The organism is Tropicimonas sp. (assembly GCF_047971885.1).
Classification (GTDB): domain Bacteria; phylum Pseudomonadota; class Alphaproteobacteria; order Rhodobacterales; family Rhodobacteraceae; genus Tropicimonas.
The window spans coordinates 1-19,782 of sequence record NZ_JBKEAE010000124.1 but is presented as its reverse complement, the minus strand read 5'-3'; the positions used below and the strand labels follow the sequence as shown (position 1 = coordinate 19,782).

At 64.0% G+C, this 19,782-nt stretch carries 17 protein-coding genes and 1 pseudogene; 3 read left to right on the top strand and 15 right to left on the bottom strand.

Annotated elements, in window-relative coordinates; all coding sequences use genetic code 11:
- Window positions 1-5: 5 nt before the first annotated feature.
- The 5 genes from ACK5IR_RS10270 to ACK5IR_RS10250 form a co-directional block, all read right to left on the bottom strand.
- Window positions 6-2,438 (bottom strand): beta-mannosidase, encoded by a 2,433-nt coding sequence (locus ACK5IR_RS10270; RefSeq protein ID WP_416928540.1) that lies wholly within the window; start codon window positions 2,436-2,438, stop codon window positions 6-8.
- Entirely contained in the window at window positions 2,435-3,508 is a 1,074-nt protein-coding gene (locus ACK5IR_RS10265; protein ID WP_416928538.1) for an ABC transporter ATP-binding protein, read from the bottom strand. Before ACK5IR_RS10265 ends, ACK5IR_RS10270 begins: the two co-directional genes overlap by 4 nt.
- A 5-nt stretch (window positions 3,509-3,513) precedes the next feature.
- On the bottom strand, window positions 3,514-4,398 hold the full coding sequence (locus tag ACK5IR_RS10260) for a carbohydrate ABC transporter permease (protein ID WP_416928684.1): 885 nt from the start codon (window positions 4,396-4,398) through the stop codon (window positions 3,514-3,516).
- Between the two features lie 31 nt (window positions 4,399-4,429).
- Window positions 4,430-5,356 (bottom strand): carbohydrate ABC transporter permease, encoded by a 927-nt coding sequence (locus tag ACK5IR_RS10255; RefSeq protein WP_416928536.1) that lies wholly within the window; start codon window positions 5,354-5,356, stop codon window positions 4,430-4,432.
- An 89-nt stretch (window positions 5,357-5,445) separates the two neighbouring features.
- Window positions 5,446-6,684, bottom strand: coding sequence for an ABC transporter substrate-binding protein (locus ACK5IR_RS10250; RefSeq protein ID WP_416928534.1), 1,239 nt, complete (start codon window positions 6,682-6,684; stop codon window positions 5,446-5,448).
- A 178-nt stretch (window positions 6,685-6,862) separates the two neighbouring features.
- Here ACK5IR_RS10250 and ACK5IR_RS10245 point away from each other — a divergent pair, with 178 nt between their 5' ends.
- The gene (locus tag ACK5IR_RS10245) at window positions 6,863-7,909 is read left to right on the top strand and encodes a LacI family transcriptional regulator (RefSeq protein WP_416928532.1); all 1,047 of its coding nucleotides are present in this window, start codon (window positions 6,863-6,865) and stop codon (window positions 7,907-7,909) included.
- Window positions 7,910-7,950: 41 nt separating this feature from the next.
- Here ACK5IR_RS10245 and ACK5IR_RS10240 read toward each other — a convergent pair whose 3' ends face one another.
- The 10 genes from ACK5IR_RS10240 to ACK5IR_RS10195 form a co-directional block, all read right to left on the bottom strand.
- A complete protein-coding gene (locus tag ACK5IR_RS10240) occupies window positions 7,951-8,334 on the bottom strand; it encodes a hypothetical protein (RefSeq protein WP_416928530.1) in 384 nt (127 codons plus the stop codon).
- Window positions 8,318-9,427: a flagellar type III secretion system protein FlhB gene (gene flhB / locus ACK5IR_RS10235; RefSeq protein ID WP_416928528.1), complete on the bottom strand. Its 1,110-nt coding sequence runs from the start codon at window positions 9,425-9,427 to the stop codon at window positions 8,318-8,320. The genes ACK5IR_RS10240 and flhB overlap by 17 nt, the downstream gene beginning before the upstream one ends.
- On the bottom strand, window positions 9,427-10,197 hold the full coding sequence (locus ACK5IR_RS10230) for a flagellar biosynthetic protein FliR (RefSeq protein ID WP_416928526.1): 771 nt from the start codon (window positions 10,195-10,197) through the stop codon (window positions 9,427-9,429). Before ACK5IR_RS10230 ends, flhB begins: the two co-directional genes overlap by 1 nt.
- Complete coding sequence (gene flhA / locus ACK5IR_RS10225) at window positions 10,194-12,224, bottom strand: flagellar biosynthesis protein FlhA (protein ID WP_416928682.1); 2,031 nt, start codon at window positions 12,222-12,224, stop codon at window positions 10,194-10,196. The genes ACK5IR_RS10230 and flhA overlap by 4 nt, the downstream gene beginning before the upstream one ends.
- 53 nt (window positions 12,225-12,277) lie before the next feature.
- Complete coding sequence (locus ACK5IR_RS10220) at window positions 12,278-13,042, bottom strand: transglycosylase SLT domain-containing protein (RefSeq protein ID WP_416928524.1); 765 nt, start codon at window positions 13,040-13,042, stop codon at window positions 12,278-12,280.
- Window positions 13,043-13,098: 56 nt separating this feature from the next.
- Window positions 13,099-15,333 (bottom strand): hypothetical protein, encoded by a 2,235-nt coding sequence (locus ACK5IR_RS10215; RefSeq protein WP_416928522.1) that lies wholly within the window; start codon window positions 15,331-15,333, stop codon window positions 13,099-13,101.
- On the bottom strand, window positions 15,333-16,205 hold the full coding sequence (gene motA / locus ACK5IR_RS10210; protein WP_416928520.1) for a flagellar motor stator protein MotA: 873 nt from the start codon (window positions 16,203-16,205) through the stop codon (window positions 15,333-15,335). The genes ACK5IR_RS10215 and motA overlap by 1 nt, the downstream gene beginning before the upstream one ends.
- 72 nt (window positions 16,206-16,277) lie before the next feature.
- On the bottom strand, window positions 16,278-16,874 hold the full coding sequence (locus ACK5IR_RS10205) for a MotE family protein (protein WP_416928518.1): 597 nt from the start codon (window positions 16,872-16,874) through the stop codon (window positions 16,278-16,280).
- Window positions 16,871-17,245: a hypothetical protein gene (locus tag ACK5IR_RS10200; RefSeq protein ID WP_416928516.1), complete on the bottom strand. Its 375-nt coding sequence runs from the start codon at window positions 17,243-17,245 to the stop codon at window positions 16,871-16,873. Before ACK5IR_RS10200 ends, ACK5IR_RS10205 begins: the two co-directional genes overlap by 4 nt.
- 9 nt (window positions 17,246-17,254) lie before the next feature.
- A complete protein-coding gene (locus tag ACK5IR_RS10195) occupies window positions 17,255-17,731 on the bottom strand; it encodes a flagellar basal body-associated FliL family protein (protein WP_416928514.1) in 477 nt (158 codons plus the stop codon).
- 116 nt (window positions 17,732-17,847) lie between these two features.
- Between ACK5IR_RS10195 and fliF the strand changes: the two genes are divergently transcribed.
- The gene (fliF, locus tag ACK5IR_RS10190; RefSeq protein ID WP_416928512.1) at window positions 17,848-19,479 is read left to right on the top strand and encodes a flagellar basal-body MS-ring/collar protein FliF; all 1,632 of its coding nucleotides are present in this window, start codon (window positions 17,848-17,850) and stop codon (window positions 19,477-19,479) included.
- Window positions 19,479-19,782: pseudogene (locus ACK5IR_RS10185) on the top strand (flagellar biosynthesis protein); the annotation flags it as partial. The gene fliF and the pseudogene ACK5IR_RS10185, both read left to right, overlap by 1 nt.

Genomic DNA, 19,782 nt, shown 5'->3' with positions numbered 1-19,782 from the left:
GCGGGTCAGCCCGCATTGCAGGTGGCCGAGTGGAGATCCCGGATCGTCAGGTTCGGCCGGGCGCCGGGATCTCTGGGTGTAAAGCGGATATCCGCCGGAATGCCCGGCAGAAGCAGGAAACCGTTGTCGGAGAAACGCCCCGGAACATCGGATTCGAGTGCCACGAAAAAGGCCGGCTTTTCCGAGGTCAGCCGGATCGTCAGCCCGTCGGGCGCGTCGGTTGTCTCGATGGCGATGTTCGGCGCCTCAAGGCCGAAGGTCTTGTAGGGTGCCGGCGCGAAATGATCGAAGCCGGCGCTGCCGTCGGGCAGGATCCAGCGGAAAAGCAGCATCTCGTCCGCGCGCAGATCCGCGGTGCGAAACACTTCGGTCGCGGCATCGGGTGCAACGGTGGCGCGCGCTTCGCCAAGCGGACGCTGGCCGCCATCCATCGCCAGGGCGAACACCTCGACATCGATGCTCAGCGTTTCCGCCCCGTCGTTCGCCGCCCTCAGGACGAGGCTATCCCCCTCGGGAACCGCCGAGACGATCACCGGGGCGAAGAACTTTTTCGCCATGTGGTGCATCAGCTTCCAGCCACCGCCATAATCGAGCGACGACCACGAGCAGACGGGCCAGGTGTCGTTGAGCTGCCAGATCAGCGTGCCCATGCAGCGCGGCTTGACGCCGCGCCAATAGCTGACAGCGGTGTGAATCGCCAGCCCCTGCTGGACCTGGCTGAGATAGACGAAATTCCCGAAATCCATCGGAAAGCGGAAATAGCGGAACATGGTTTCCGCAATGCGCGCATTGCCACCCCGGTTCTTCTGATGGCTTTCGAAGACCGGATCGGAGATGTTGAATTCCTGCGGCGCCGCGAAGCTCCGGATCACATCCATCGACGGATAGGACTGGAAACCGAATTCCGAGCAGAAGCGCGGCTGCACATCCCGGTAATGTTCGAAATCGCGCCCCTCGTGCCAGACCGACCAGAAATGCATGTCGCCCGAGGTATCGTCGTGCCATGCGTCGCCGAACGAAAGCGGGCCGGGCGTGGGAGAGGACGGCCACCACACCGCCGCAGGATCGGTCTCGCGCAGGGTGGTCTCGATGGCACGGTTCAGCCGGTCGTAATTGACGAGGTACCGGTCGCGGTCGCGCCGGCTTTCCTCGAACCAGGTAAGCGCCCCCACCAGTTCGTTGTCGCCGCACCAAAGCGCCGTCGAGGCATGGTGGTGCAGGCGGGCGACCGCATCGCGCACCTCGGCCTCGACCTCGGTCAGGAAATCGGGGGTCGACGGGTAGAGATTGCAGGCGAACATGAAATCCTGCCATATCAGCAGGCCCAGTTCGTCGCACATGTCGTGCAGCCAGGTGGGCTCGTATCGGCCGCCGCCCCAGATACGGATCATGTTCATGTTGGCGTCGACCGCCGAGTGCAGCAGATCGCGCACCTGTTCGGGCTCGATCCGGCCCGCCAGTGCATCGGCCGGAATCCAGCTTGCCCCCTTGCAGAAGATCGGCCGCCCGTTGACCCGGATAACAAAGCTGCGGCCGATTTCGTCGGGCGCGCTTTCCAGTTCGATCCGGCGAAGCCCGATCCGCCGGTGCTCGCGCTGCGCCCCGAAGGTCACATCGAGATCGGTCAGCGCCTGCGCGCCATGACCCGCCGGCCACCAGAGCGTCGGCTCCGCGATACGGAATTCGCAGGTGACAACCGGGTCGGCGATTCCGGCCGGAACCTGCATGGTCCGCGTTTCACCACCGAAATCGAACCACAGGTCCGGCGTATCGCTCCCAGCCGCTCCCTGCAGGTGGGCGGCCACGCGCAGAACCACCCCGGGGCCGGAATGATCCTGCGAAATCGCCAGCCTGTCGATCCGCATCGGTTCGGCGGGTTCCAGCGACAACGTTCCATAGACACCGACCGGCGCCAGCGCGATATTCCAGTCCCAGCCGAAATCGCATTGCGGCTTGCGCAGCATGTTTCCGTTGCGGATCGGAGAGTTTTCGCCGTGATCGGGGATAAAGAACGGCTGTGCCGCCTGCCGTTCCTCGCATTCGCGGGTGATCGAGGCGAGGCGGATTTCGATCCGGTTCCGCCCCACCACCGCCGCGCCCGAGATATCCGCGCGATAGGTGCGAAAGGCGTTCTGCGTTTCCAGCACCACCATATCGTTGATGCGGATGGTGGCCACGGTGTCGATCTCGCCTGCCACAAGCACCAGATCGGTCCGTTCCAGGTCGATCTCGCGCGTCAGGATCCAGTCGCGCTCGCAAATCCAGCGCAACCCGTATTCGTTGCGCCCCCAGTAGGGTTCGGGGATTTTGCCGGCGGCATGCAGCGCGGTGACAACATCGCCGGGAAGCGTCATGTCGAACGTGTATTTCCGGTAGGCATCGGTCGCCGACCAGCGACCGGCGAGATCGATCTCGCCGGCATGGGCCGAATGGGTCATAGTCGCAGTTCCGTCGCCTTGTCGAAGAACGAGGACTTGGTGGGATCGATGCCGATGCGGATGGTATCGCGCTCGTGCACCTCGGCCTGCCCGTCCATCCGGAAGCGGAAGGTCTGACCGGCGAATTTGGTCCAGACCAGCGTGTCGGATCCCATCGGCTCGACCAGATCGACCACCACATCGGCCTGTATCGGCAGTCCTTCGAGCGCGTGATCGGTCGCCACGTGCTCGGGGCGCACACCCATGGTGGCGGGCCCGTGGGCCGTGCCGCCGGCGAACGGATATCCGGTGGTATCCAGCGCCTCGCCACCGGTACTGAACCGCCCGTCGCGCAGCTCGCCCTCGAGGAAGTTCATCGACGGCGAGCCGATGAAATCGGCCACGAACCTGTTGCCGGGCCTGTTGTAGATTTCCGCCGGGCTGGCAAGCTGCATGATCTGGCCACCCTTCATGATCGCGATCCGGTCGGCCAGTGTCATCGCCTCGACCTGATCGTGGGTGACGTAGATCATGGTGTTTTCAAGCTGCTGGTGCAGGCGCTTGATCTCGACCCGCAGGTCGGCGCGCAGCTTGGCGTCGAGGTTCGACAGCGGTTCGTCGAACAGGAACACGTCGACATCGCGTACCAGCGCCCGCCCGATGGCGACACGCTGGCGCTGCCCGCCCGAAAGCGCGCCGGGCTTGCGCTTGAGAAGCGGCTCGATCTGCAGGATCTCGGCGGCGCGGGCCACACGTTTGGCGATCTCGTCCTTGGCCATGCCCGAATTGCGCAACCCGAAGGATAGGTTCCCCTCGACCGTCATCTGCGGGTAGAGCGCATAGGACTGGAACACCATGCCGATGCCGCGTTCGCTGGGCTCCAGCCAGGTCACATTGCGGTCCTTGATGAAGATCTGGCCGTCGGTGACATCGAGCAGCCCGGCAATGCAGTTGAGCAGCGTGGACTTGCCGCAGCCCGACGAGCCGAGCAGCACCAGAAACTCACCGTCGTGGATGTCGAGATCGAGATTCTGCAGCACCTTGACAGCGCCGAAGTGAAGGTCGAGCGAACGGATGGAAACAGAGTGCATGGTGATTATCCCTTCACGGCGCCGGCAGCGATGCCGCGCACGAACAGCTTGCCGGAAACGAAGTAGATGAAGAGCGGCACAAGCCCGGTCAGCAGCGTCGCCGCCATGTTGACGTTGTATTCCTTCACGCCCTGAACAGAGTTGACGATGTTGTTGAGCTGAACCGTCATCGGGTAGATTTCGGGCTTGGTGTAGATCACGCCGAACAGGAAATCGTTCCAGATGCCGGTAACCTGAAGGATCATCGCCACGACGAAGATCGGCAGTGCCATCGGCAGCATCACCCGGAAATAGATCCCCCAGAAACCGGCGCCGTCGACGCGGGCCGCCTTGAACAGTTCTTCGGGAACGGCGGCGAAATAGTTGCGGAAGAGCAGGGTCAGGATCGGCATGCCGAAGATCGTGTGCACGACGATCAGGCCCCACAGCGATCCGTAAAGGCCGATCTCGCGCAGCAGGATCACGATCGGATAGATCATCACCTGATAGGGGATGAACGCGCCGAGGATCAGGATGGTGAAGAACACCTCGGATCCCCTGAACTTCCAGTTGATCAGCGCATAGCCGTTCACCGACGCCACGGCGATCGACAGCACCACCGACGGCACGAGGATGCGCACCGAGTTCCAGAAGCCGCGCGAAAGCCCGTCGCAGTTGATCCCGGTGCAGGCTTCGGCCCAGGCCTTGACCCAGGGCTGGAAGGTGATCTCGACCGGCGGGGCAAAGATGTTGCCCATGCGGATCTCGGGCATGCCCTTCAGCGAGGTCACGACCATCACGTAGAGCGGCAGCGCGTAGTAGAGCGCCACCACGATGAGCGTGCCGTAGAGCATGATGTTGCGGCGCGAGAAGACGCGGGTCGGTTTCGGGCCGCGCGGTCCGTCGACCATTCCGGTCGCGGGCACGGCGGAGGCGGTCACATCAGCCACGTTTCTTCCCTCCGAATTCGAGATAGGCCCAGGGGATCAGGATGATCGCCACCATCAGCAGCATCATGGTCGATGCGGCAAAACCCTGGCCGAGGTTCTGGCTGCCGAACATGCGGTCGTAGACGTATTTCGCCGGCACCTCCGAGGCGATACCCGGCCCGCCCGAGGTCTGCGCCACCACAAGGTCGTAGACCTTGACGATGCCGCTGGCGATCATCACCAGCGCGGTCACGAAGACCGGCCGCATCATCGGAACGATGACAAAGACATAGGTCTTCCACACCGGGATACCGTCGACGCGGGCGGCCTTCCAGATATCCTCGTCGATACCGCGCAGACCGGCGAGCATGATCACCATGATCAGGCCGGTTCCCTGCCAGAGCGCGGCGATGACGATGCCGTAGATGACGATATCGGCATTGTAGAGCGGGTCGAAATTGAAGCTCTCCCAGCCCATGCTGCGCACCACGTGCTGCACGCCGAGGTCGGGGTTGAGAATCCACTGCCATACAAGACCGGTAACGATGAAACTGAGCGCGAAGGGGTAGAGGAGAATGGTGCGGAACGCGCCTTCGAACCGGATCTTGCGGTCGAGCAGGGCGGCAAGCGTGAAGCCGATGACCATGCTGAAGACCAGCATGCAGGCACCATAGATCGCCAGGTTGTTGATCGAGACAAGCCACCTCCGGGTGCCCCAGAGCCGGTCGTACTGATCGAAACCGACAAAATCGAGCGAGGGCAGAAGCCCCGAACTGGTGAAGGAATAAAAGACCGTCCAGACGGTACAGCCGACGAAGACAACAAGCGCTGTCAGCATCATCGGGATCGCGGCGATCTTTGCGGTAAGGTTCTTCAGAAGTCGTGCGGGCGGACGGCTCGTCTTCCCCGTCCCCGCGGCGGAGCTTTCGGCAGTACTCATGACATTCTCCCGGCCAGTCGGGTTTCTGGAGTCCAGTCGGTTTCTGGAACGAAGACCCGGCCACAGGGGCCGGGTCCGCAGTCGTCAGATCATTTCGCCCGCGAAATGATGTCGGCGTAGACTTCCTGCGCCTCTTCCGGCGGATAGGAGGGGTCGAACCAGAATTCAGTGACCAGATCGTTGATCTCGGCGATCGTATCCGCCGACAGCCGAAGCTCGATCGATGGCACAACCACCGATCCACCCTGCGCCAGAAGGTCCAGGCCCTTCTTCATGCATTCGTTGACGCTTGCCATGTCGACGTCGCCGCGCACCGGCATCGAGCCTTTCTTCTCGTTGAAAGCCACCTGCACGTCGGGTTTCAGCAGCAGCGCCGCAAGCTCCTTCTGGGCTGCGGTCACCGCCGGATCCCTGTTGACGGGGAAATAGATGGCATCGCCCCCGGTATCCAGAACGTCCTGGAGCCCGAGCCCGGGCAGGCAGGTGTAATCGTCGCCGGCGTTCTGCCCGGCAAGCGCGAACTCACCCTGCGCCCAGTCGCCCATGATCTGGCCGCCCGCCTGGCCGGTGATGACAAGGTTCGTGGCCTGGTTCCAGTCCTGCACGTTGGAGTTGGCCGACAGTTCGCGCGCTTGTGCCGCCGCTTCCCATACCTTGAGGAATTCGGGGCTGCGGGCCGCTTCGGCATCCTTCTGGCCCATGATCCGCTCGGCCAGTTCCGGGCCGCCGACTGCGGTGAAGATCACGTTGAACGCACCGCCCTGCTGCCATGGCTGCTGGCCCATCGCCAGCGGTATCTTGCCTGCGGCGACCAGCGCCGGACCGGCGGCGACGAATTCGTCCCAATTGGTGGGTATCGGCACGCCGGCATCCTCGAACGCCTTGTTCGACAACCACATCCACTGCCACGAGTGAATATTGATCGGGGCGCAGTAGATCCTGCCATCGAGCGTACAGGCATCGAGAAGCGACGGCGGGTTGACGAGATCCTTCCAGCCCTCGGCCTCGGCGACATCGGTCAGATCCATCATCAGCCCGGCCTGAATCAGTTCCTCGGTCTGGCGGCCGTGGTTGAACTGCGTCGCACCCATCGGATCGCCGCCGAGAATACGGCTGACGAAAATCGGCCGCGCGACATTGCCGCCTCCGGCCACTGCGCCGTCGACCCATGTGTGTTCGGTCTGTTCGTTGAACGCCTTGGCAAATTCCCTCACGGCTTCAGCCTCGCCGCCGGATGTCCACCAATGGGTCACCTCGAGGTCGACGGCATATGCCGCGCTGGCGCCGGTCAGCGCGGTCGCGGCCAGAATTCCGGTGATTGTCTTCACAATTCTCCTCCCTGGAGCTGAATCACTGTGGGCGGCACTGTAACGATACAGATTTCCATTGCAAGAAACTTTCAAACGGGGTTCACTGTTGGAATTTACGATAGTTGCGTTGCGGCTGCCGGATATCTGCGGATCCGGCATGCACCTTGCGAGTTCCCGGGCCGAACCGCGAAAACGGATGGAAATTGTGGCGAAAAGGACAGGACCGAACGTATCGCAACCACCGGACAAGGGTGGCAAGCCGACGCTCAGGACAGTCTCGCGACTGAGCGGCTTTGCCGTGACAACCGTCTCGCGTGCGCTAAATGACGCACCCGACATCGGCGACGAGACCAAGAGGATCGTCCGCCAGGTCGCCAAGGAGATCGGCTATGTTCCGAATCGCGCCGGCGTGCGGCTGCGTACCGGGCGCACCAACGTGATCAGCCTCGTGCTCGCCACCCATTACGAGATAATGAACCACACCGCACAGCTTATTTCGTCGATAGCCGAGGGGCTGCGCGGCACCCGCTTCCATCTCAACATCACGCCCTACTTTCCCGATCAGGACCCCATGGAGCCGGTTGCCTATCTCGTCGAAACCCGGTCGGCGGATGCGATCCTGCTCAATCAGACCACCCCCGAGGACACGCGGGTAAAATACCTTCTGGAGCGGGGCGTTCCCTTTGCCACCCATGGCCGGACCAGACTCGGTGCCGAACATTCATATTTCGATTTCGACAACGAATCCTTCGGGCGGATGGCCGTGCGCAGGCTTGCCGCTCTCGGGCGCCGCTCGATCGTCCTTGTCCCGGGGCCGCCGAACCAGACCTATGGCGGGCACATGATACATGGCGCCCGGCACGAGGCCGGCAAATGCGGGGTCGATCTGCATCTCGAAACCACTGTTTCCAGCGACAATCCCAGTTGGGAGGTAAAGGAAAGTGTCGCGCGGTGGCTGGCCGAGAAGCCGGAGGTGGACGCGGTCATCACCGCCTCGTCGACCGCCGCGATCGCCGCTGTGACCGCGATCGAGGACGGTGGCCGCTCCGTCGAACAGGAGGTTCGGGTGCTGACGAAAGAGGCGGTGCCATTCCTGCGCGTCATCCGCAAGGACATCATCGTGATACCGGAAAACGTCTATCGCGCCGGCGTTTTTCTCGCGCAGGCGGCGATTCAGGCGATCAACAATCCCGATGCCCCGCCGATGCAGGGGCTCGAAGAACTGGAGGGGGCGGCGCGCTGACGGCCGTGACCAGACCTGCAAAGAAACCCGGACATGGCGTCCTATGCCCGATTACGCCGTTGCGCCGTCTTTCGACGGTCAAGCTCGATCAGCTTCTCCACCGCGCTGTTTCGGCCAAAAGACGCCCGCGCACGCTGCTGAACATCGAGCTTCTCCGCCCTGAGCCTTGCCAGTTCGCGGTTCAGGCGCTGGCGCTCGCGTTCCGCCCAGCGCATCCAGCGCGCGGTTGCGGCCAGTTGTGCCCCGTCGCTGCCTGCCGCCGACAGGTTGGCGATGCTGATCCGCTTGCCATCGGCCAGCGAGGCGAGCTTGCACGCGACCTCGCGCTCCTCGGCGGCCTTCCGGCGCAGGTCCTGACTCTTGCCCAGCCAGACCGCCTCGGCGATCTGCTGCAGGCGTGACAATTCCCTAGCGCGGCTTTGCATCGGTCCGCTCCGTCATCTTTCCGCGGGCGATCTTCCGCATCCTCTCGGCAAAACGGATCGCCGCCGCCGCTGCCCTGTAGTGTTCCGGCCGTATCTCGTCGCCCGGATCGGTGGTCGCATGCAGCTCGCGCGCGAAGGGCGGATCGCGATGAATCGGTACGCCGTTCTCACTGGCGATCTCGCGGATGCGCGCCGCGATCTCGTCCACCCCCTTGGCCACACAGATCGGTGCGCCGGAAAACGATGTCTCCCACTTGAGTGCGACCGCATAATGTTCGGGGTTCACCACCACGACTGCCGCGGCCGGCACCTCCGACAACATCGAATTGAGCGCAATCTCCTGCGCCCGGCGGCGGCGGGACTGCTTCATGTGGGGATCGCCCTCGGATTCCCTGATCTCGTCGCGCAGTTCCTTTTGCGACATGCGGTTTCGCCGGCGGTGTTCGGCAACCTGCCAGAAATGATCGATGGCCCCGATCAGCCCGAAAAGAACCACCAGGATCGACAGGAACTCGACGGCAAGCCGCCCCAGCCGCGTCGCAACCGCAAGATGCGGCAGCATCGTGGCGCCGACCAGCTGTTCGGCATTCCGCCACAGGAACATCGCCATGATCCCCGAGATCAGAACAAGCTTTGCCGCCGATTTGCAGAATTCGAACAGACCGGAGCGGCCGAACTTGTTCTTCGCGTTGCTCAGGGGCGAAATGCGCGAAAATCTGGGGCGCAGCTTGTCCGGAACGAAGACCAGCGCGCGCAGGAAAAGCAGGCTGGCAAGCACCGCAATCGCCGGCAGCAGCAGCGCGGGCAGCACCAGCCGGCCAAGCTGTGCCAGCAGATCGAACGATGGCGGCACAGTCATCCGGTCGATGAAAGCGGCGCGGAAGCCCCGAACCGGGTCGATGAACGACAGGCCAACACCCCCGAGACCCGAAACAGACCCGCCGCCGAAGGTCGCCGCGACAAGCAGAAAACCCGCATAGGAAACCGCAACCGAAATATCGTTCGATTTCGGTATCTCGCCCTTCTTGCGCGCATCGTCGAGCTTTTTCTGGCTCGGTTCGTGCTGCTTGTTGTCGTCCTGTTCGGCAGCCATCAGAAAGCTCCGAACGGATCGGCCGCAACCGCCGCGAGCGTACCGAGCCAGACGTGGAGCAGAACCGGCGAGGCGACCGCAAGCAGCACCAGCCCGGCCCCGGTGATCGCCGGCGCGCCGACAAGCACGACCATGAGTTGCGGCATCGCACGGTTTATTGCGCCCAGTGCAAGGTTGTAGATGAAAGCCGCCAGCACGAACGGCGCTGCGAGCGAGAAGGCAAGCGAAAATGCCCGCGCCACGTGCCCGACCACAAACTCCGCCGTCTGTCCGGAGGCAAGCGGCGTGCCGGCGGGGAAGAGGTGGTAACTTTCGATCAGACGTTCGACGATCGTGACATGAAGCCCGGTCAGCATGGCAAGCGCCAGGCCGGAGATGACAAGCAGATGGCCCACGGCCGGAAGCGGCTCGCCACCCGCACCGCCGAAAAGCTGCGACAGCGAGGTCGATTGCGCGATCATCGAGCCGGCCATCTGCAGGGCATTGACCATGACGCGGAAGGCGAACCCGAATGCAAGGCCGATCAGCGATTCGGTGAACAGCAGCCTGACCATTTCGGCGGAACCGTCGGGCGCCGGGCCGGCCGGAACCGCCGGACCGACGAACACCGTCAGTGCCAGCGCAAGCGACACCCGCACCCGTACCGATACCGTGGTCTCACCAAGCGCCGGAAGCAGCACGAGGCCTGCCCCGATGCGAACGAAGATTGCCGCGCCATGCAGAACGGCGGCGGTGCCAAGGTCGAGAAGGGCGGCAAGATCCCCGTTCAAGCGGGCACCGTTCCGACCATGGCGGGACGGGCATCGAAGCCGAGTTCCTCGAAGGACAGGACCGGCGAATTGATGCCCTTTGCACCCAGCACGTTGGACAGGAACCTGCGCCGGCGTGTCGAGGTTATCAGTGCCGGGTATACGCCGTTTTCGGCGGCGCGCGCCATGCGGTCGGCAACACCGCTGGCAAGGCGGCCAAAATCGTCCGGCGGCAGCGCAACATCCTCCTGTCCGGCCGCTCCGTCTATCTGGTAGGCGATGAAGCGATCCTCCCATTCGGGGGCAAGCTGGATCAGCGGCAGCGTTCCGTCATGGCGGCGCAGTTCCGACACGATCTGAAACCCGAGCCGTTGCCGCACATGCTCGCAGATCGCCTCGGCGGTGCCCAGCCCGCCGCGCCCTTCGGCAATCGCCTCGAGGATCAGGGGTATGTTGCGGATCGAAACGCGCTCTTCCAGCAGCAGCCGCAGGACCGAAAGCAACAGATCCACCGGAACGCGTTCCGGAACAAGTTCGTCGATCAGCTTGCGGTTCGCCTCGGCGCGCGCCGCGTCCGACAGATTTGTCATCTCGTTCAGCAGCCGGCGCAGCGCCTTCAGGGTCAGCAGGCGCGGGAAGTTCTGCTTGACTACCTCGAGAAGATGGGTTGCCAGCACCTCGGTCGGCGTCACGATCGTGGTTCCGGCCAGAGCCACCGTCTCCCTGTCGGGTTGAAGAATCCACCGTGCCGGGGCGCCGTAGACCGGCTCCTTCACATCGTCTCCCGGGGGCAGTACCTGCGCTTCCGACGAGCGCAACGCCAGAAGCCGCTCCGGCTGCAGCCGGTCCCCGGCCTGAACGACGCCGTGAATGCGGATGGAATAGCGCCCCGGCGGAAGCGCAGCATTATCGGTCAGCCTGATCTCGGGCAGGATGAGACCATAGGACTCCGCGACATGGTTGCGCATGTTGCCGATACGGGTATCCAGACCGGTGGCCGGGTCGAGCACCATCGAAACCAGATCGGGCGCGAATTCGAGGTGAATGTCGTCGAGATCGAGAACATCGCCGATCGAGCGCGATCGTGTGGCGGGATCCGGGCGCGAGGCATCCCCGGCCTTTTCGCTCTGCTTGCGCTCTTGCCTGCGACGGGCGTGAAAGGCGGCAGCGAACAGCGCCGTCGATCCGGCGAGAAACGGCAGTGTGGGAAAGCCGGGCACGGCCGCGAAGACCAGCATCAGCGCACCGACGGTCGCAAGCGCCGAAGGGTAGCGCCCAAGCTGTGAAAATACCGCCAGATCGGTTGCGCCCTTGTCGCCGCCCCGCGCGAGCAGCAGCGCCGAAGCGACCGAGATGATCACTGCCGGGATCTGCGAGACGAGCCCGTCTCCAACCGTCAGGATCGCATAGGTTTCGAGCGCCCGGCCGATCGGCATGTGGTGGACGGCCAGCCCCATCGTCAGCCCGACGATCAGGTTCAGGATGGTGATCAGCAGACCCGCGATGGCATCGCCCTTGACGAATTTCGATGCCCCGTCGAGCGATCCGAAGAAGGTGGTTTCCGCCTGTTCGATCTCGCGCCGGCGCTTGGCCTCGGCGTGATCGATGGCGCCCGCCGACATGTCGCTGTCGATGGCAAGCTGCTTGCCGGGCATGCCGTCGAGCGCGAAACGCGCCCCGACCTCGGCCATGCGGGTGGCGCCCTTGGTGATGACCACGAAATTGACGATCATCAGGACGCAGAAGACGACAAGCCCGAGAAAAACGCTCCCCCCCATCACGAACATCGCAAAGCCCTGGATCACATTGCCGGCGGCGTCCGTTCCGGTGTGACCCTGCCCGATGATGAGCTTGGTCGAGGAAACGTTCAGCGAGAGCCTGAGCATCAGCGACGCCAGAAGAATGGTGGGGAACGCGGAGAAATCGAGCGGACGCTCGATGAACAGGGTCACCGTGAAGATGAGAATGGCGAGTGAGAACGAAATCGCAAGCCCGACGTCGAGCACCCAGGCAGGCATGGGCAGGACCATCATCACGATAACGGCCATCAGCGCGATCGTCAGAAGAACGGTCGGGTTGAAAAGGTCTTTTACCGCAGGTTTCAACGTTCTGTACCCCGCGCAAAAAGCGACGGGCCAGCGCTCCGGCTGACGAGGGCAAGCGATCCGTGCGCCGGCATTGCACGGGACTTCCGGTCAAGCGCCAGCACGCTGCCCGGGGTCCGGGTGGCGGATGGTACGGGCGCCCGACGAAGGCGCCTGGACATGCCGGCGTCCTCCCCCGTCCGCTCCCTGTTTTTGCCCTGTAATACTCCGGCCAGCCTTTGCCAGTACCGGTCGGCATGTTCCGGGGTCCGCGAGTGATAGGCTCTGGCAGCGGCTTCCCAACTGCCCAGTTCCTGAAACAGCCCCGACAGAAAGCGCGCCGCGTATTCGGCATTTTCCCTGGGATCGAGCATGGACTCGACTGTAGGGAACCTGTCACCATGCCAGCGGTAGTTCAGCTGAAAACAGCCGATATCGAAATTGGGATCGTCCCCCGCCGACCGGCGCCTGACGAATACCTCGGCGGACTTGCGGTCCGGAAACCACATGCCCCGGCCGTCGGCGTGAACGGTCCATGGCCACGGCATGCGACGGGCACCGGCGCCACGCCCGCTTTCGACCAGCGCCACCGCACGCATCAACTCGCGCGGAACGCCTGCCTCGGAAGCGGCAACGTCCGACCATTTGGTGCATGGATTGGCGCCGGCATCTACCTGCGCACCTGTTGTCGTCACGCCCGTTGCGACAACAAGCGCGACAAGACAGGCCCACCTGGCCGTCCGGCGACAAACCTGCATGCTGCCGTCTGGAATCGCTGTCATCGGACTACCCTTCTGGCTGACCTCTGCCTTCCTAGGTGATGAATCTTGACGGGCTGTTACCGTGTCCCGTTCACGCGCGCTTCGCTTGCTCCCGCCAGATCGCTGGCAAGGACCGTTCCGATCAATGCGCGGGCTGCCTGACTGCGCTGCAACTTCGCACCGGCACCTTTCAGCGTTACGGAACCGGTTTCGACGGGATTCGATGCATCCTGTGGTTCGGTTTCGGCGCGCATCCGCGAAAGACCGGCCAGATCGGCCAGATCGGTTGCGCCGAACCTGCGCAACAGTTCCGGATCGCCCGACATCCATGCCTCGCGCACCGCGTTTTCAGTCAGATCGAGTTCCTCGAACAGTGCCGATGCGGCGTGATGGTCCCCAAGGGCGGAAAGCGCCTTCGCCCGCAGTTCGAGGCTGCGCAGATCGGTTTCACCGGCCACCAGCGAAAGACCCATCGAATAGGCGCCGCGCAGCAGCGCGATTTCCGCGTGAATCTGCCTGATCTCGAGGTCACGGCTTTCGCGATGGGGGCGCAACATGGCCTCGGAAAGCTCCGCCATCTCCAGCCGGGCAAGACGCGCCGCCGCATCTGTCGCGACCCGCCGGTTCAGACTTGCGGTTTCGGCCCCCGAGGTGAGCATCTGCGCCACCGCCAGCAGATGAACATCGTCCCGTGCCGCGAGAATTCGCTCGACAAGGAACGAAAGCACCGGGTCGGTCCCTTCCCGGTCATCCAGTTGCGTCCAGTACCCGATGGCATCGCCAAACGCGCCGATCCTCGCGGCGGCAATTGCCAGCGCTTCCCGCAACTCCGGTTCCACCGGCGTCCCGCGGTTCTCGAAGGCCATCGCTTCGCCCAGTTCCATCTGTTCCGGGCCAATTGACGGCGGTGCCGCATTGCGCAGCAGCGTCACCATGGCCCTGACCGACATGTCATCGTTTTCCGCAGTCAGCGCCTGCAAACGGCCGGCGGCCTCGGCCGACGGGCCGGCGACGATCTCGCGGCTTGCCTCGAGATAGATCATTTCGGGGGTCGGCAGGCCGGGGGCACGAGCGGCCGCACGCCCGATCGCGCCGGCGGCATCGGCGTGGCCCGATGCGTTCAGCCGTTCCTGAAGACCGGGGCCGAGCAGGCGCCTCAGATGCGGCGGAAACCCGGAAAAACTCTCCATGATCGCCCGCGTGTTGACCGATTCGAGGTTCGCAGCATCTGCGGCGGCCATCACTGCCCAGACCGCAGTATCGTCGTCGCAGCGTTCCAGACCGTGAAACGGCGCCGGATCCGCCGCAATGCCGAGATCGACGATATCGGCAATCGCCTCGAACTGGCGGGTTTCGAGGCTCCCCTCGCCCCATTGCCGCAGGATCGCCCGCGCTTCGGCCCCGAACCCGAAGCCAAGATAAGCACGCGCGAGACGTTGCAGGGCGCCCCTGTCCATCCGGTCGACATCCCGAGCCAGGGCCAGGTGCAGACCCGACATCGCCTCGGCAAAACCCTGTGCGCCGGTCCACCCATTCGGGTTCAGGCTTCCCGGGACCGGACAGTCGAGCGCCGTCGACTCCAGCGAAGCGGCGACCGGCGAATCGCGGCCGATCATTTCGAACACCGTTCTGGCGCGCAGATGACCGGCCACCGGCAAAGCGCCCGCGTCACCCGTTTCGGGTGGCGCAACCGGGACGGTCATCTGCGCCAGACCCTGGGACGCAGCACGCGCCAGTTCGTTGGCAAGCCTATTTTCCAGGGCGGCGTAATGCGGCGGCAGGCGCGGTGGGACAGCGGCGAGACCCCTCTCGGGCAATGCTGCCTCTGCCGGGAGAACCGTGGCATCGGGTGTGCCCGCACCCTCGCCGAACCGCCAGACGGTTTTCGCGCCCGGGCGTCCGAAGGGAAATGCGACGGGAGCGGGGGTGGTTGGCTGCACTGCCGCAACGGCCTCGGGAGCCGACCTGATATCGAGCGCAACCGTGTTATTTCCCGCCAGAAAGACCTCTAGCACGCAGGCACAGTCGCTTTTCAGATCGAGCGTGGCGCTCTTCGCGTCGAAGCCGACATCCGAGAGACGGTCGCGGGGGATGCGGTCGAACACCCGGGACAAATCGAGCGAAAGGCCGGAACGTTCGAACGTGACGGAAAAACCCGTTTCGGTCCTCTCGCTGCGCCATCCGGTCGGCTCGGCAAAGACGAGTACAATTCGCGAAAAATTGTCATGCTCACCCGACAGCACCCGCACGTTTTCCGCGTTGGCGCCCGTTGCCGCCAGTATCGCCAACCCGAGGGTCGCCAGCCGGCGCATCAGGCGGCTTCCTTCTGTTTGACTTCCTTCAGCGCCTCCTCGAGATCGCCAAAACTCGGCCTGATATGGCTGGGCGTGTTCTGCCGGCCTACCTCGATGCAGATATTTGGCGGATGACTGTGAAGATTGGCGACCAGAACCTCGCGGATCAACTGATAGAAATGCGCATCTTCGACGGTGGCGTCACGAACCTTCGCCGCGAAGGGGCCAACGATCCCATAGGCCAGAAACACCCCCAGAAACGTCCCGACCAGCGCGCCACCGATCAGCCGGCCGAGAATTTCCGGCGGTTGGTCGATGGAGCCCATCGTCTTGATGACGCCGAGCACCGCAGCAACGATGCCCAGCGCCGGCAGACCATCGGCCATGGTCTGAAGCGCATGACTTCCATGAAGGGCATGGGCCTGATTTGCCTCGATGCGCTTTTCCAGAACCTCCTCGACCTGATGGGGATCGTCATAGTTCATCGACGCCGAGCGGAGCGTGTCGCAGATCAGATCCACCGCCTCGCCGTCCTTGAGAATCCTGGGATATCTGGCAAAGATCGCGGAGTCCGCCGGCGCCTCGACATGTTCTTCCAGCGCGACGGGGTTCTGCCGCGCCAGCCTGACCAGTTCGAACAGCAGACAGAGAAGATCGCGATAATCGGCCGGCTTCCATTTCGGCCCCTTGAACACCTTTCCCACATCCCGGAGCGTGTGCTTGATCCCGGACAGGTCGTTGGAAATGACAAACGCGCCGACCGCCGCGCCGCCGATCATGGTCAGTTCGTAGGGCATCGACTTCAGGATGATCGCCATCTTGCCGCCGGCGGCGAGATAGCCACCGAACACCATCGCGAAAACCACCACAATTCCAACGATTCCGATCATCCGTGCACTCCACCCGCATGGCTGTGTCATCCCGAGGATGGCAGGCTGCGGTTAACATCCGCTGAGGCGCGCCTATTCGCTTGGCACACCGGTATTGCGACCGGCGAGAATGGCACTCACCGTATAGGCCGCGCCGGGATCCATGCCTGCCATCACGGCCGCGGCCGAATCGGGCGACATCCGCGCCAGAAAACCCGCCGCAAAACTCGGGTCCATCTCCTCGAACAGCGCCGAGGCCTCCTTGGGCCGCATGTTCTCGTAGACTGCGGTCAACCGGCCGATATCCGATTCGGCGGCACCGTCCGCCTGGGCCATCGTGGCGGCGAGCGCTTTTTCGGTATCGACCAGATCCGCAAGATTCCACTCGATTTCCGTTTCCGCAAGCCGCAGCGCCTGCATGCGGCCCGCGATCTGCTCCTCGCGCCGGTCAAGTTCTTCGGATCGCTTGCGCAGCGTGACGAGAACCGCCGCCACATCGGCATCCGCCCCGCAGGAAAGGGGCGATTCGCCATCAGGCCGGTTCGGTGCCGAGGCAATTGCCTCGAACTCACGCGCAATGGCGACACCCGTGTTGCCGGCAAGCCTGAGAACGCCGGAGCCGGCAAGCAGCGCCGAAAGGACAAGCAACACCCGCCGGCTGCCGCCCTTGCGCGACCGGGCGCGGCTCATCGGGTCGCCTCGCGCCGTTTGCCCGCCCTGGTGCGTCTGGTGCGGCGCACCCTTCCCTGCTGAGGCCGTCGCGCAGCCTCCGGGCCCTCTCCCAGGTCGTGCATCGACGCGAGCATCAGTTCGATCCGTTTTGATGCCCCTTCGGCCCGTTCGGTCAGCGCCGCAAGCGAATCGGCCGATCCGCGCGAGGATTTCTGCGCCTCGGACAGGACCTTTGTCATCTCGTCCACCTGCACCGAAAGCACGGCGACGGCACCGCCTACCCCGTGTTCCAGATCGGTAAAGCGTGTCAGCCGGCGCGAAAGGACATAACAGTAAAACGCCGCGCCCGCAGCGCCGGCAATCAGCAGGATATCGGCGATCAATGCCATTCCGGCCTCCTAGTTCAGGACAAATTCGGTAACGAGCAGGTCGCGCACACGGCCGTCGCCGACCACAAGCTGGATTCGCCGCAACAATTGCGCCCGCAGCCGGATCAGCGCCGTCGGTTGTTCGAGATCGGCGGCTTCAACCGCACGAAGATAACCGTTCATCACATCGACAATGCGCGGCATCAGCGATTCGACCTCCGGAGCCCGCCCGGGAACCACCTCGAGTTCGGCGCGAAACCGCAGATGCCGCGATTCGGACCCCGCCGCGAGCGATACGAGAATCGGATCGAGCGGCAGGAAATCGACCTGCGCTACCGTTTGAGGCTGATGATCGTTCGGCGCATCGCGTTCAGGCGAATCGAACAGACCGGCATAGGTTACGTAGAATGCCGCCCCGCCCAGAAGCGCCGACAGCAGCAGCCCCGCCAGCAGCGGAAGCAGTTTCGAGGGCTTGCCCGCCTCCTGCGGAATCGCTGCGTCGTCCATGACGGTCTCCTTGCTGCACCCGGCCTTGGTTACCCGCCCAGGGCTAACCGATTGTTAAGCGAGATGGATCAAGCATGCCCCTCTGAGCCCGAATGGCCACCCGCAGGAGGTGTTGCGTGCAGAATGTCCTCGATTCCTGGTCGGCGCTGGATCTGCGCCGCCGTATTCTGGTTGCCGTGGCCGCGCTTGCCACGCTTGCGGCCCTTGTGCTGCTGTCGCGGATTGCATCCACCGAACGGATGGAACTGCTCTATGGCGGCCTGGAACCCGGCCCGGCAGGCGAGGTCATCGCCGCCCTCGAGCAGAACGGCACGGGATACGAGGTGCGCGGCAATGCGATCTATGTGGATGCCGCGAGCCGCGATCAGTTGCGGATGATCCTTGCCGGGCAGGGGCTGCCGGCCAACGGCAGCGCCGGCTACGAGCTGCTCGACGGCCTGTCGGGATTCGGAACCACCTCGCAGATGTTCGATGCCACCTACTGGCGCGCCAAGGAAGGGGAACTCGCCAGGACGATCCTCGCAAGCCCGCAGGTCAGGGCGGCACGGGTGCATATAGCCAGCCCGGACACGCAGGGTTTCCGGCGCAATAGCGCGCCTACCGCCTCGGTATTCGTCACCCCGGCGGGCGGCGCACTGGACGAGGCACAGGGAAACGCCCTGAGATACCTCGTCGCCTCGGCGGTGGCCGGCCTCCGGCCCGACAACGTGTCGGTGATAGACGCGGAATCCGGCGCAGTCCTCGGTACCGACTCGCCGGCGTCCCGGTCCACGACGGGAAAGCGCGAAGAGGCGCTGAAGAACAACGTCCTGCGGCTGGTCGAGGCGCGGGTCGGTACCGGCAACGCCATTGTCGAGACAAGTCTGGAAATTGTCACGGAACGCGAATCGATTGTCGAGCGCAGGTTCGATCCCAGCGGGCGCGTTGCCATCAGCACCGATACCGAAGAGCGCAGTTCCTCGGCCAGCGGGCAGTCCGGAGGCGCAGTCACGGTGGCCAGCAACCTGCCGGATGGCGACGCCGGCGCCGGGGGCGGACAGGATTCCAGCCAGGACAGCGAAACGCGCGAGCGCGTGAATTACGAGGTTTCGGAAACGCAGCGCGAACTGCTGCGGGTTCCCGGCGATATCAAGCGGCTTTCGGTCGCCGTTCTTGTCAACGGCACCCGCGCCGTCGGCGACAACAGCAGCGAACAGATCGTGCCGCGAACCGAGGAAGAGCTTGAAACCCTGCATGCACTGATCGCCGCGGCGGTGGGATTCGACGAAGCCCGCGGCGACAGGATCACCATCAGATCGCTTGCTTTCGAACCGGTCGAGGCGCTGGGAACGCCGGCCACAGCAAGCGGCATGCGAATGCCGGATCTGACTGTTCTTGCCCAGCTCGGCACGCTCGCGGCGGTTGCCATCGTGCTGGGGCTGTTTGTCGTACGCCCCATCCTTTCCAACAGCGAGCTTCCGGCAAGACGCGAAATCGCCGCCGCGCCCCCGGGCCGCGCCGCACAATCGCCCCTTCCGGGCAACAGCACCTCCGTGCAGGCGCTGACCGGTGAAATCGCCGACGACGATTCGGACCTACCCACGCAGACGGCCGGAAATCTCGTGCGGCGCGATGCGTCCGGCGCACCCGCTTCCGGCACCGTCACCGCCGACCCGGTTGAGCGCCTGCGCGAAATGATTCGCGAGCGCCGGACCGAAACCGTCGAAGTGCTCCGGTCATGGATGGACGACGAGGAAGAGAGGGCCTGATGGGACGCCCGCTTCAACTGGAATGCTTCGATTCCATGGATGGAACCGATCCGCTCCTGGCCTTCTATCCCGAGGCACGGCTGGAAGAGGAGCGGCTGGTTGCTTTCGACAGCGGCTATCGCGCCGGCTGGGACGATGCTGCGGCCGCGCATGCCGACGAACAGGGTCGCATTTCAGCGGAATTTGCCGGCAATCTTCAGGAACTGTCCTTCACCTATCACGAAGCACGAAACGCGGTACTGGGCGAGATGGAAGGGATACTCAAGGGTATCGTCGACAAGGTCCTGCCCGGAACCGCGCGTC

Coding starts and splice junctions, on each gene's coding strand:
- ACK5IR_RS10270 (WP_416928540.1), bottom strand. CDS start 2,438: ATGACCCATTCGGCCCATGCCGGCGAGATCGATCTCGCCGGTCGCTGG.
- ACK5IR_RS10265 (WP_416928538.1), bottom strand. CDS start 3,508: ATGCACTCTGTTTCCATCCGTTCGCTCGACCTTCACTTCGGCGCTGTC.
- ACK5IR_RS10260 (WP_416928684.1), bottom strand. CDS start 4,398: ATGGTCGACGGACCGCGCGGCCCGAAACCGACCCGCGTCTTCTCGCGC.
- ACK5IR_RS10255 (WP_416928536.1), bottom strand. CDS start 5,356: ATGAGTACTGCCGAAAGCTCCGCCGCGGGGACGGGGAAGACGAGCCGT.
- ACK5IR_RS10245 (WP_416928532.1), top strand. CDS start 6,863: ATGGAAATTGTGGCGAAAAGGACAGGACCGAACGTATCGCAACCACCG.
- ACK5IR_RS10240 (WP_416928530.1), bottom strand. CDS start 8,334: ATGCAAAGCCGCGCTAGGGAATTGTCACGCCTGCAGCAGATCGCCGAG.
- flhB (WP_416928528.1), bottom strand. CDS start 9,427: ATGGCTGCCGAACAGGACGACAACAAGCAGCACGAACCGAGCCAGAAA.
- flhA (WP_416928682.1), bottom strand. CDS start 12,224: ATGGCCGTTATCGTGATGATGGTCCTGCCCATGCCTGCCTGGGTGCTC.
- ACK5IR_RS10220 (WP_416928524.1), bottom strand. CDS start 13,042: ATGACAGCGATTCCAGACGGCAGCATGCAGGTTTGTCGCCGGACGGCC.
- ACK5IR_RS10215 (WP_416928522.1), bottom strand. CDS start 15,333: ATGCGCCGGCTGGCGACCCTCGGGTTGGCGATACTGGCGGCAACGGGC.
- motA (WP_416928520.1), bottom strand. CDS start 16,205: ATGATCGGAATCGTTGGAATTGTGGTGGTTTTCGCGATGGTGTTCGGT.
- ACK5IR_RS10205 (WP_416928518.1), bottom strand. CDS start 16,874: ATGAGCCGCGCCCGGTCGCGCAAGGGCGGCAGCCGGCGGGTGTTGCTT.
- ACK5IR_RS10200 (WP_416928516.1), bottom strand. CDS start 17,245: ATGGCATTGATCGCCGATATCCTGCTGATTGCCGGCGCTGCGGGCGCG.
- ACK5IR_RS10195 (WP_416928514.1), bottom strand. CDS start 17,731: ATGGACGACGCAGCGATTCCGCAGGAGGCGGGCAAGCCCTCGAAACTG.